The sequence below is a fragment of the Flaviflexus equikiangi genome (assembly GCF_014069875.1).
In the GTDB taxonomy this organism is placed as follows: Bacteria; Actinomycetota; Actinomycetes; order Actinomycetales; family Actinomycetaceae; genus Flaviflexus; species Flaviflexus equikiangi.
On sequence record NZ_CP059676.1, the window covers coordinates 417,431 to 428,779 of the forward strand.

General features: G+C 62.7%; 15 protein-coding genes. 5 read left to right on the top strand and 10 right to left on the bottom strand.

Translation table 11 applies throughout. The annotated features are described in order from the left end of the window. Window positions 1-52: 52 nt before the first annotated feature. Both H2O75_RS01950 and msrA read right to left on the bottom strand, forming a co-directional pair. Window positions 53-457 carry an FKBP-type peptidyl-prolyl cis-trans isomerase gene (locus H2O75_RS01950; protein WP_182172918.1) on the bottom strand — a complete coding sequence of 135 codons (405 nt, stop codon included), beginning with the start codon at window positions 455-457 and terminating at the stop codon, window positions 53-55. Between the two features lie 57 nt (window positions 458-514). Next, the gene (gene msrA / locus H2O75_RS01955; RefSeq protein WP_182172921.1) at window positions 515-1,159 is read right to left on the bottom strand and encodes a peptide-methionine (S)-S-oxide reductase MsrA; all 645 of its coding nucleotides are present in this window, start codon (window positions 1,157-1,159) and stop codon (window positions 515-517) included. Between the two features lie 133 nt (window positions 1,160-1,292). Here msrA and H2O75_RS01960 point away from each other — a divergent pair, with 133 nt between their 5' ends. Continuing rightward, window positions 1,293-2,657 carry an AI-2E family transporter gene (locus H2O75_RS01960; protein WP_182172924.1) on the top strand — a complete coding sequence of 455 codons (1,365 nt, stop codon included), beginning with the start codon at window positions 1,293-1,295 and terminating at the stop codon, window positions 2,655-2,657. A 6-nt stretch (window positions 2,658-2,663) separates the two neighbouring features. Then, window positions 2,664-3,596 carry a hypothetical protein gene (locus H2O75_RS01965; RefSeq protein WP_182172927.1) on the top strand — a complete coding sequence of 311 codons (933 nt, stop codon included), beginning with the start codon at window positions 2,664-2,666 and terminating at the stop codon, window positions 3,594-3,596. Here the strand turns inward: H2O75_RS01965 and H2O75_RS01970 are convergent. From H2O75_RS01970 to H2O75_RS01980, 3 genes are all read right to left on the bottom strand, one after another. Beyond that, the gene (locus H2O75_RS01970) at window positions 3,577-3,891 is read right to left on the bottom strand and encodes a YqfO family protein (protein WP_182172930.1); all 315 of its coding nucleotides are present in this window, start codon (window positions 3,889-3,891) and stop codon (window positions 3,577-3,579) included. The two genes, H2O75_RS01965 and H2O75_RS01970, sit on opposite strands and share 20 nt — an antisense overlap. Before the next feature lie 77 nt (window positions 3,892-3,968). Continuing rightward, on the bottom strand, window positions 3,969-4,451 hold the full coding sequence (gene greA / locus H2O75_RS01975) for a transcription elongation factor GreA (protein WP_182172933.1): 483 nt from the start codon (window positions 4,449-4,451) through the stop codon (window positions 3,969-3,971). Window positions 4,452-4,535: 84 nt separating this feature from the next. After that, on the bottom strand, window positions 4,536-4,928 hold the full coding sequence (locus H2O75_RS01980; protein WP_240161631.1) for a DUF4307 domain-containing protein: 393 nt from the start codon (window positions 4,926-4,928) through the stop codon (window positions 4,536-4,538). Window positions 4,929-5,024: 96 nt separating this feature from the next. Here H2O75_RS01980 and mca point away from each other — a divergent pair, with 96 nt between their 5' ends. Continuing rightward, entirely contained in the window at window positions 5,025-5,888 is an 864-nt protein-coding gene (gene mca, locus H2O75_RS01985) for a mycothiol conjugate amidase Mca (protein WP_259365282.1), read from the top strand. Then, on the top strand, window positions 5,888-6,175 hold the full coding sequence (locus H2O75_RS01990; protein ID WP_182172939.1) for a hypothetical protein: 288 nt from the start codon (window positions 5,888-5,890) through the stop codon (window positions 6,173-6,175). The genes mca and H2O75_RS01990 overlap by 1 nt, the downstream gene beginning before the upstream one ends. Window positions 6,176-6,205: 30 nt before the next feature. Here H2O75_RS01990 and H2O75_RS01995 read toward each other — a convergent pair whose 3' ends face one another. Both H2O75_RS01995 and trhA read right to left on the bottom strand, forming a co-directional pair. After that, window positions 6,206-7,063 (bottom strand): PPK2 family polyphosphate kinase, encoded by an 858-nt coding sequence (locus H2O75_RS01995; RefSeq protein ID WP_374971576.1) that lies wholly within the window; start codon window positions 7,061-7,063, stop codon window positions 6,206-6,208. 267 nt (window positions 7,064-7,330) lie between these two features. Continuing rightward, window positions 7,331-8,041 (bottom strand): PAQR family membrane homeostasis protein TrhA, encoded by a 711-nt coding sequence (gene trhA / locus H2O75_RS02000; protein WP_182172942.1) that lies wholly within the window; start codon window positions 8,039-8,041, stop codon window positions 7,331-7,333. Window positions 8,042-8,107: 66 nt separating this feature from the next. Between trhA and H2O75_RS02005 the strand changes: the two genes are divergently transcribed. Beyond that, window positions 8,108-8,869: an isoprenyl transferase gene (locus tag H2O75_RS02005; protein ID WP_182172945.1), complete on the top strand. Its 762-nt coding sequence runs from the start codon at window positions 8,108-8,110 to the stop codon at window positions 8,867-8,869. A gap of 28 nt (window positions 8,870-8,897) precedes the next feature. Here H2O75_RS02005 and H2O75_RS02010 read toward each other — a convergent pair whose 3' ends face one another. Genes H2O75_RS02010 through xseA form a run of 3 tightly spaced genes read right to left on the bottom strand, consistent with a single transcriptional unit; the run spans window position 8,898 to window position 11,324 of the window. Then, window positions 8,898-9,854 carry a PfkB family carbohydrate kinase gene (locus H2O75_RS02010; protein WP_182172948.1) on the bottom strand — a complete coding sequence of 319 codons (957 nt, stop codon included), beginning with the start codon at window positions 9,852-9,854 and terminating at the stop codon, window positions 8,898-8,900. Next, window positions 9,851-10,090, bottom strand: a complete 240-nt coding sequence (locus tag H2O75_RS02015; protein WP_182172951.1) for an exodeoxyribonuclease VII small subunit — start codon at window positions 10,088-10,090, stop codon at window positions 9,851-9,853. Before H2O75_RS02015 ends, H2O75_RS02010 begins: the two co-directional genes overlap by 4 nt. After that, window positions 10,083-11,324 (bottom strand): exodeoxyribonuclease VII large subunit, encoded by a 1,242-nt coding sequence (gene xseA / locus H2O75_RS02020; protein WP_259365283.1) that lies wholly within the window; start codon window positions 11,322-11,324, stop codon window positions 10,083-10,085. Before xseA ends, H2O75_RS02015 begins: the two co-directional genes overlap by 8 nt. Window positions 11,325-11,349: the final 25 nt, after the last annotated feature.

Sequence of the window (11,349 nt, forward strand, 5' to 3'; positions counted from 1 at the left end):
GGGCCCGGTTCATTCGAACCGGGCCCCCTCCGCGTCGTGATTATTCCACTCGCTACTTCACGCCGACGATATCGACGACGAAGACGAGGGTGTCGGTGCCGCCGATGCCGGCCTGGGGAACGCCGCGCGAGCCGTAGCCCTTCTCGGGCGGGATCGACACGAGAACGCGGGAACCGACCGTCTTGCCGACGAGGGATTCATCCCATCCGGCGATCACGGTGCCGACACCGATCGGGAAGCTTGTCGTGCTGCCGCGCTTGTAGGACGAGTCGAAGAGCCCGCCGTTCCAGATCTGGCCGTGGTAGTTCACCTCGATCTCACGACCGGCGTTGACGATCGGGCCCGTGCCCTCTTCGAGGACGACGACGTGAAGACCGGCCGGGGCCTGCTCGGTGGGGAACTCGAGGACGGGCTCGTCACCGAAAGAACCGGATGCTGAAGGTAGTTCGACTGCCATGGAGGCACCTTTCATGAAGAAGAAATTACTCGACTAGTGTCCCACACGGGGAGATCGTCACCGGGCGATGGGGCAGGGGAGTCCCGTCCGGGAATGACAGTTGTAGCCGGACGGATTCTTGTCCAGGTACTGCTGGTGATCATCTTCCGCAAAGTAGAAGACGCTGCCAGGTTCGTGGATCTCAGTGACGATCGTGCCCTTGCCTGCCGTGTCGAGGACATCCTGATAGAGGTCACGGACCCGTTTCGCCGTCTCAAACTGTTCCGCCGTCGTCGCGAAGATCGCGGACCGATACTGGGTGCCCCGATCGTTGCCCTGACGGTTGAGCGTCGTCGGATCGTGGGATTCGAAGAACGCCTGGAGGATCTCGGCATAGCTCACAGTGGCCGGATCGAAGACAACGCGCACGGTTTCGGTATGTCCGGTGAGTCCGGTGCACACCTCCATGTATGTCGGGTTCTTCGTGTAGCCGCCCATGAAGCCGACGGCCGTGGTCTCGGCCCCGAGCTCCCAGAAGATCTTCTCTGCACCCCAATAGCAGCCGAGCGCGAGATAAGTCTCCTCGTGGCCCTCCGCAGGCTGTGCATCAATCCTCGTCCCGAGCACAGTGTGCGGACGCGGGTTGGGAAGAACGGGAGTGTCGCGACCGGAGAGAGCGGTTTCGGCCGTCACGGACGGTGTAGTGAAATGAAGAAAACCCATGCCTGAATTGTCCACCTCGCCACCGGCATACTCAAGGCTTCTCGCTAGGAAAGGAATTTCCCGTCCTTCGGCTCGCCGTGTAGATTCGAGCATCGCGCTTTACACTGAAGGGCAGGACGATCGAGAGGACAACATGCCACTGTCAATGGATGATGAGAGGCGCACCATCAAGCAGCGCGCTCTCGACCGTCGCAAGCGGTTAGCACAGGGCCCGGTGCAGAGGACCGACAGCGCCTACCAGGCGCGCCAGCGCGAACGAGAGCAGAGCGGCGAACACACGGACTCGGCCGTGCCGTGGGCGCTCCGCACCGCTGCGAGCTGGTCGTGGCGCATACTCCTCATCGGCATCGCCGCCTTCTTCATCATGCGGTTCATGACGTTCTTCAGCACCATCCTGCTCGCGATCCTCATCGCCATGCTCCTGACCGTCCTGACTGAGCCGATCCTGCGTTTCTTCCGCTCGAAGGTGCGCATGCCGAGAACGCTGGCCGCCGCGGTTACCCTCGTGTCCTTCCTCCTTCTCGTCGGCGGACTCGTCGGTGGCGCGGGAGCATCGATCTTCAGCGGCTTCTCCGACCTTTCCGTCAAGGCGGCGGATGGCTTCGACCAGCTCCTCGAATGGTTGTCGGACAGCCCGCTCGGCATCGGCACCGACCAGCTTGAGGTCTACCTCAACGAGCTGCAGGGCCAGCTGTCCTCCAACGCGGGAAGTATCGCGGGCGGTGTCCTCAGCGCGACGGGCTCCCTCGTGTCCTTCTTCACCGGCCTGATCCTTGCCCTCTTCACCATGTTCTTCTTCCTCAAAGACGGGAGGAAGATGTGGTTCTTCATCGTCCGCATGTTCCCGGCAGCGGCCCGTGACGACGTCAACGAAGCCGGTATCCGAGCCTGGTACACGCTCGGTGCCTACACCCGCACCCAGATCCAGGTCGCGGCCATCGACGCCGTCGGCATTGCGGGAGTCGCCGCGGTTCTCGGCGTCTCCCTCTGGTTCCCGATCGGTGTCCTCGTCTTCGTCGGTTCTTTCGTTCCGATCGTCGGTGCCTTCGTCACCGGCGCGATCGCGACGCTTGTCGCCCTCGTCGATCAGGGTGTCGCGGACGCCATCTTCATGCTCATCGGCGTTCTCGCTGTCCAGCAGATCGAGGGCAACGTCCTCCAGCCCTACCTCCAGGGCAACAAGCTGTCCCTCCATCCCGTCGTCGTGGTCGTCGCCGTCGCGGCAGGCAGCATCGTCGCCGGCATCTTCGGTGCCCTGTTCGCGGTGCCCCTCGTCGCGGCCGTCAATGTCGTCGTCAACTATCTCGTGGGACGCGACATGTACCCCGAATTGAACTTCGATCCGAACCGTCCCGGCGGACCGCCCGAGGCGCTCGACGAGTACGTGCGGTCAAGCGACGAGAAGTTCGCGATCAGAGCGGAACGGGCACAGGCCAACAGCCGCTCGAAGGACCCCGGCATCGACGAGAGCGAGAACGACGCCCAGGACCATGCTTAGGGAATCGTGACCGGCAAAACCCGGCGGGCCCTGTGCGGGGCAAGCTTCCTCATCCTGCCATCCGCCCTCCTCATCGGCTGGCTGGTGTGGCAGGACACCCTGCCCCCGGTCCTGCCCACGCACTGGGAGGGAAGCGGAACCCCTGACGGGTTCACAACGACCACGTCGTACACGACCATCATCGGTGCTCTCCTCATCGGTGCCATGCTTGTCGGACAGGCTGCGTGCCTTCGCGGCGGGGAAGGTGCGCGCTGGTGGGCTGCGGGGGCTGGCATGGTGCAGGGGCTGATGACGTCCCTCTGGTTCGTGCCGGTACTCCTGACCCGTGCCTCGGGGGATCCGGCCACCGCGCGGCTCGATGCATGGATCGTCGTTCTTATCGCAAGTATCGGGTGGGGTTTCATCCCAGCAGTCCTCTACCCTGTTTCCCGTCTGACCGTCCAGACCACGCGGATAACGCCAATGTCGTCAGCCGCTCCCGAACCGTGGCAGCGGTCCGTGACGTCGCGTCTTTTCCTTGCCGTGTGGGCGATGATGATCGTCGTCGCGCTCGGCCTCGTCATCCTGAGCCTCAGCGAGGGAGTGGTGCCTGCGATCGTTGGAGGCCTCATCGTCCTCCTCAGCGTCCCAGTCGCCCTCATCTCCACCTATCGGGTCAGCATTGACGAGCGCGGGGTACGGGTCACGTCACGCGGAGTTCCGCTCGCCCGTCTCCCACTCGAGGACATTGCCGATTCCCGAGTGGAAGAGCTCGTGCCGATCGAATGGGGCGGCTGGGGTTGGCGGCTGCGGCCTGGCGGCTCCGCGATCATTACCCGGCGCGGGCCGGGACTCGCCATCATCCGCCTCTCCGGACGAATGTTCGCTGTCTCCGTGCCGGACGCTGAGTCAGGGCAGGCAGTGCTCGAGGCCTATATCGTCAAGCATCGTTGCGAATGATGTGGAAGCCTGGCTCCTCATAGGGGTGGGCGGCTTTCAAGGCGCGGATGACGTCAGCTTTGATCTCGCGCGGGAACGTGATCTCGACCCGGTTCTCCTCAACCTTCTCGAGTTCGCCCACGGATCCGATCGTCGGATCGGCACCGGAGAGGGGACGAAACTGGCCGATGCCGGGGGACACGAAGGCGCACTCGTCATAGTCGCCGATCTTTCCCGCCCCTGCCGCGCAGACAGCCTCGATCACGTCCTCGGTGTCATCAGCGGGAACGAAGAACACCAGAATATCGGTTGCCATGCGGCTCCTCTCGTTGCTCGTGCCGAAACGAGAAGGTGGGGCACACCTGACGGCACGCCCCACCCATTCACTGCTCTTTAGCGGAGCGCTTCCAGCTCCAGGATCTTGATCGTGATGTCCTTGCCGTTGGGAGCCTTGTACGAGCGCTCATCCCCGACCGTTGCACCCATGATCGCGGCGCCGAGAGGCGCAGCCTCCGGGTACACGTTGATGCTGAGATCCGCCGCCGCCTGGCGGGAGCCGAGAAGGAACTTCTGCTCCTGGCCGTTGATCTCGGCGGTCACGACGACGCCCGGGCCGACCTTCGACGTGTCGACATCGCCTTCGCCAACCTCTGCGTTGCGCAGGAGAAGGGTGAGCTCGACAATGCGCCCCTCCATCTTCGACTGCTCTTCGCGGGCCGCCTGATATCCGCCGTTCTCGCGGAGGTCGCCTTCAGAACGTGCCGCTTCGATACGTTCAGCAACTTCTTCGCGACCGCGCGTCTCGAGGTCGTGCAACTCCGCGGAGAGGCGGTCGAAGCTTTCCTGCGACAGCCACGTGGTCTGCGGTTCAGTCATAGTGGTCTCCTTGTGGATAAAAAAGATGCCGCTATGACGCGGCATGCCTAAGAGACGATGGTAACAGAGCGTGCGCGAGAATGACTAGGACACAGGCACGCAGTACTCGATCGAGCCGGAGGCGGCCCGTTCAGAGGTCGAGAGGGTCAGCTCGCGGCTCACCGAATCCTCCTCCATCACCCACGTCCACCGTTTCGCTCCGACTTCCGCGAAGTTGTCGTTGACGGCGGTCGCCGAGCACTCCAGCTCGACGCCGGCCTTCCCATGCACGGTGTAGGTGATGAGAACCTCCGAGTTCGACAGCGGCTTGTGCCCGGTGTTGATGAGCTGGATCGTGGGATCGCGGCCGATCAGCTGCGAGGCGAGGATCAGGGCTGCGATCAGGGCGGCCGCGACGGTGAGGAGATAGCCGATCTTCTTCGCGGGGTTGCGATCGAGACCGTAGCGGTCATGCAACTCGGGTGGGAGGTCTGCCATACTCACGGCTTACGCCTTTCGAGGAGAAGGTACAGGTGATATTGATTGTCTCAGTATTATCGTCGGAGAACATAATTTCTGAAGGGACGAGACGCAGTGCCTAGTGAACCCCGCCTCATGGCCATCCACGCACACCCTGACGACGAGTCGTCGAAGGGTGCGGCGACCATGGCGTATTACGCCACGATCGGCAGGGTCAAGGTCGTGACGTGCACCGGTGGAGAACGCGGCTCTATCCTCAACCCCCGCCTCGTCGGACGCTCCGACATCGAAGAGAACATGCACGAGGTGCGGCGGGGTGAAATGGCGGAAGCCGCGAAAGCGCTCGGGATCGAGCACTCGTGGCTCGGCTTCATCGACTCGGGCCTGCCCGAGGGCGACCCGCTGCCGCCCCTGCCTGAAGGTTCCTTCGCGGACGTGCCGCTCGAGGAGCCCGTCGCCAAGCTCGTGGCCGAGATCCGAGCATTCAAACCGCAGGTTCTCACCTGCTACAACGAGCATGGCGGGTACCCACATCCTGACCATATTCGTGTCCACGACGCAGCCATGGCGGCAGTGAAGGCCGCGGCGGACCCGAGCCAGTATGTCGATGCTGGTGAACCGTGGACCGTGTCGAAAGTCTACTACGATGTGTCGTTCACGCCCGCACGGGTCACGACAATCCATGAGGCACTGCTCGCCGAGGGGCTCGAGTCCCCCTTCGTCGAATGGATCGAGCACCGCGGGAAGGCTCCCGCACGCCGGGTCGATGCTCGTATCGAGGTCAGTGACTTCTTCCCGAACCGGGATCGGGCGCTCCTCGCCCACGCCACCCAGATCGACCCCGACGGATTCTTCATGGCAGTGCCGCGCGACATCGAGGCACGTGTGTGGCCGTGGGAAGAGTTCGAGCTCGCCCACTCGGAGGTCGGTTACCCTGACGATATTGAGACTGACCTTTTTGCACGGATCGAGGACTGATGTTTTTCACGACAACGCCAGGAGACATTCCAACGGAACCGTGGGAGGCAACCCCCGGCATCGAAGGCTTCCTTCTGGGTTTCTTCGCGATCGGGATCGCGCTCGCGTTCCTCATGTGGTCAATGAACCGCCACCTGAGAAAGATCAAGCACGCCGTCACGATCGAGCAGCAGAAGGCGGACGCCGCGAGGGCGGCGAAGACGACAGCAGCCTCGAAGGCCCCAAAGACCGTGACATCGGAGCTCTCAACATCGGAGTCCACGGTCGGGGCTGAGTCTTCCGACTGACCTGGTGGCGGCGGGCTTCCCGCCACCCACTCACGTCTTCTCGCGCTTTTTCTTCCCGCTCTTCTTCTTGCCGCTCTTCTTCGACTTCGCGGACTTCTTCTTTGTCTTCTTCTTTTTCTTTCCGGGTGAGGTGACACCGGCGAGCGACGCGTCCGCGCTCTCCTTGCGGGCCAGGAAGTCCCCGAGTTCCGCTTGCGCATCCTCCAGCTGTTTGCTGACGGCCGCGAGGAGTTCTTCCGCATGGTCCGGGTCGACGGTTGCGAGGAGCTTGCGGCGTTGCACGTCGACATGCCAGCGCGGTGTGGGCCATTGGGGGTCGATGTCGATCAGGGCTTGGGTGAGGAGCTCTGTCACCGCGAGCCTGGCAAACCATTTCTTGTCCGCGGGAATCACAAACCAGGGGGCGTGATCCGTTGACGTCAGCCGGAACACATCCTGGTAGGCCGCCTGGAAAGCATCCCACTTCGATCGTGTCTCCAGATCTCCGGGGCTGTGCTTCCACCTCTTGTCTGGGCGTTCGATGCGCTCGAGAATCCGGCCAGCCTGCTCCTCTTTCGAACACATGAGAGCAACCTTGATGATCGTGGTGCCGGAGTCGACAATGTCCCGCTCGAACCGGTTGATCTCGTCATAGCGTCCTCGCCAGACCTCTTCCTCCACAAGCTCATCCACGCGGGCAACGAGCACGTCCTCATAGTGGGAACGATCGAAGACACCAATCTTGCCGGGCTGGGGCAGCTTCTTCTCCACTCGCCACAGATAGTGGTGCGAGAGCTCCTCCTCGGTGGGAACGCCGAAATAGGCGAGGGAGACGCCCTGTGGATCGACCATTCCCATGACATGGCGGACGATCCCGCCCTTGCCGGCCGTATCGAGGCCCTGGATCACAAGCAGGACGGATCGGTTGCTGCCGTGCTTGGCGGACGCGAAGAGGCGAGAGGCGCTCCTGCAGATCGCTGAGAAGCTCGCCGCGTTCCTTCATGAGGCTGACGCCTTCGGCCTTCGCACCGGTGAAACCCGGGGTGCTTGAACGATCAAGGGCAGAGAGATCGAAGTCTGAACCTGCCCGCAGGGCGCTATGAGGCGGTGTCGTCCATGTCACGGTGCTCTCCCATCATCGGTTGGGGAGAGCATACGCGAAGGGCCCGATGTGGGCTACTGGGAGCTGTAGGCGAGGGCGATCGCCACAGCGTGGCAGGCATAAGCCAACACTGTGCACAGGTGGAAGAACTCGTGGAAACCGAAGTGCTTCGGCCACGGATTCGGCCACTTCGTGGCGTAGAAGACCGCCCCGATCGTATAGATCACGCCGCCCGCGATGATGAGCAGCACGATCGCGGGCGTGCCCGCGCGCCAAATATCGGGCAGATACCAGATGGCGACCCAGCCGACGGCGACGTAGAGCGATACGTAGAGCCACCGCGGGAAGTCCACCCACGACATGTGCATGGCGGAGCCGACGATCGCACCGCCCCAGACGATGCTCAAGCAGATCACGAGGGATCGCCCCTCGAGGAGGGACAGCGTGATCGGTGTATAGGTTCCCGCGATCAGCACAAAAATGTTCGCATGGTCGATCTTCCGCATAATCGACAGCACCCTGGGGGACCAGTTCCCCAAATGGTAGAGAGCGGAGAAACCGAACAGCAGGAGGGAGGCCGCGAGGAAGACGACAGCGCCGACAATCTCAGCCGTTGTCTCCGACTCGATGATGAGATAGATGCAGAAAGCAACCGCGAGCGGTGTGGCGACGAGATGAAGCACCCCGCGTCCAGCGGGCTTGCCCGACCGTTTCCGTTGCTCCTTGTATCCAATCCTGTTGGCTTTTTCGCGCAATTGCGCGCCCTGATCGTGAACCGGCGTCATAGTTGAAGCCTACTCGCAAATTTGAGCGGTAATCTATTGAGTAGTTTCCGAAGGGAGCACCCCGTCTTGTCAATCAGGAACGTTGTCTACCAGCTCTACGAGAACCGCGTCTCGAGATCCTTGGAGCGGAGCCGTCTGCCCCGGCATGTGGGTGTCATTCTGGACGGCAACCGCCGGTGGGCGAAGACGATCGGAGCATCGCCGGCCCACGGACACCGCAAGGGTGCGGACAAGATCAGCGAGTTCCTCACGTGGTGCGACGAGGCCGGTATCGAGCTCGTGACCCTCTGGCTGCTGTCGACAGAAAACATGTCTCGCGATGAGGCAGAGATCAAAGACCTCGTGGACATCATCGTCTCCACCGTCGAACAGCTGGCCCACGTCGGACATTGGCGCCTCCATCACGTCGGAGACCTCAAGGTCCTTGACGACGAACACCGCGACCGGCTCGTCAGGGCGATCGAGTTCACGCAGGACTGCGACGGGCCCCTCGTCAACGTTGCCGTGGGGTACAGCGGCAGATCCGAAATCACCGAAGCCGTGCGCGAGTTCATTCGCCACAAGGCCGCCGAAGGGCTCGATCCGATCGAGATCGCGCAATGCGTCTCAGACGAGGAGATCGAAGCACATCTCTACACGAGGGGACAACCAGACCCGGACCTTGTCATCCGGACGTCCGGTGAGCAGCGACTGTCCGGCTTCATGCCGTGGCAGACAGTCCACTCCGAGTACTACTTCTGTGAAGCGTACTGGCCCGACTTCCGCCGAACAGACTTCCTGCGTGCACTGCGCGCCTACGAGATCAGGGACCGCCGCCACGGCAAGTAACGGACCTCGAAGGCGCACAGCGCCACGATCATGACTCGACGACCGAGAACGACGAGACGAAGTTGAGCAGCTCATCGCGGGTGGGCGGAACCGCTCCACGGCGGGAGACTGCAACCGCGCCGCCAGCATTCGCATAGCCCGCGATCGAACGCAGCTGGCGTTCAGACAGCATCCGGCGCGACTCCTTCGAGTCGTCGCCGAGTGCGCTCGTCCGGCCGAGGGCGTCGATCAGGGCTGACATGAACGAATCTCCGGCACCCACCGTGTCGACCACGGTCACTTTCGGTGTGCGGGACCGGACGACGACGTTCTCTGTCGCGAGGATCGCCCCATCCTGACCCCCGGTCAGGGCGACAAGCTGAGGGCCCATGCGCAGCCAAGCCGCGATGACCTCATCTTCGGGAACACCCGGATACATGGCATCGATGTCGTCCCGTGACGCCTTGACAACGTCAGATAGGGAGATGAACTCTTCCGTCCGTGCGACGATCTCGTCGTGAGGGCCGATCCCTTCCCTGAAATTCGGGTCGTACGTGATCGTTGCAGTATCCGAGAGCGCGTCGATCCAGGCGCGGATCGCGGCGGGGGCGAGATGAACGGCGAGGGATCCCGTATGAAGGGCCTGGGGCGCCAAGGCGGCCAGGGCAGCCGCCTCAGGGGAGCCGGGTGCGGGCGGCAGGGGAGGGTTGAAGTGGAGTTCGAACTCGTACGTGGCTGAACCGTCGGGACCGATCGTGGCCTGCGCGGTCGATGTCGGCGACTGGCTCGTCGACCCCGGCCATAGCTTCGCACCGGATCCGCACAGGGTAGTCTCCAAAAGATCCGCCCGGCTGCCGCTGCCGAGGTCGGAGACGAAATGAACCCGGCGGCCGAGAAGGCCGAGACCGCGGGCCACATTGAACGTTGACCCGCCGGGTAGCTCGACCGGGCCATTGTCGGTATCGAAAATATCGACGAGAGCTTCGCCGATAACGAGACAAGTCATTGTTCCGTGTCCTCTTCTGTCACAGGCTTGAGCTGGGCAGCCTGCAACCTAATCCGCGCACCATCCAGCCACTGCTGGCATCGCTTCGCGAGAGCCTCACCGCGTTCCCATGCGGAAATGGATTCCTCAAGAGAGCCCGTTCCCTGCTCGAGACGTGCAACGATCTCGATGAGCTGTTGGCGTGCTTCCTCGTAGCTGAGTTCGACCACATCGTCGTTGATATTCTTCTTACTCATCGCCGCTCCTTGCTGCTATCACGTGAAGTTCGAGTCGGCCTGAAGCGAGTAGCGCCTCAATGGAGTCACCGACCGTGACGTCGTCTGGTGAGCGCACCACCGTACCGGGGGTGCGCAGGACCGCATAACCGCGATCAAGAATTGATTGGGGAGAAAGGGATCGGAGCTGCCGGCGCAGAGCATCGAGAGCGTTCTCAGCATCGACCACTCCTCGTTCGACGAGCTCGGACAGGCGTGCAGCCATGCGACCAAGGTCGTCCTCACGGGCAGTCACCAATGTATCGGGGTTCGCGATCACCGGTCGCGTGCGAATCGTGTCCAGATCGCTTTGGGCGAGCGTGAGGCGACGGTCGACTGCGAGACGCCCGCGCTTGAGACCCTCCTGAAGGATTCGCTTCTCCTCGGACACATCGGGAACGATCCGCTTTGCCGCGTCGGTCGGGGTCGAGGCACGATAGTCCGCTGCATCGTCCACGATCGGACGATCACCCTCGTGGCCGATCGCCGTGACAACCGGAGTCGTCGCGGCGACCACTGCGCGCACCAGAGCCTCGTCCGAGAACGGAAGAAGGTCCTCGACGGATCCGCCGCCGCGGGCGATGACAATGACATCGACCTCCGCCATCGCGTCAAGCTCAGCGAGAGCATCCATGACCTGCCCAGGACTCAACGGTCCCTGCACTTTCACTTCCCGGATCTCGAAGTCGACCTCGGGCCATCGTGCCCGCGCATTGACGATCACATCGTCCTTCGCCTTCGCATTCGAGCCGCAGATGAGACCGATCCTGCGGGGCAGGAACGGAAGTGGAAGTTTACGGCTCGGCGAGAACAGCCCCTCATCGGCCAGCTTCTTCCGCAGAAGCTCGAGACGTGCCAGGAGGTCACCGACGCCAGCGAATCTCACCTCCGCAACCTGAAGGGACAGGGAGCCGTTCCCGGTCCAATAGTCCGGCTTCACCCGCAGGACAACCCGCGATCCCTCGGCCAGCTCCTGCGGGACAACGTTCGTCCACGCCTTGCAGTTGATCGATACCTGTTCGTCGAGGTCTCGAAGGGTGAAGAACTGGACACGAGACGACGCGCGCGGAGTGTATTGCAGGACCTCCCCCTCAACCCAGAGGGGCGACATGCGATTGACGTACTCGGAGATCTTCTTCGAAAGCAGGCTCAACGGCCACGGCCTGTCCGCAGTCGTCTCAGCGGCAAGCTGTGGCAGATCCGGAGGAATGGTCACCTGCGAGCTCATGGACTGTAGTTTC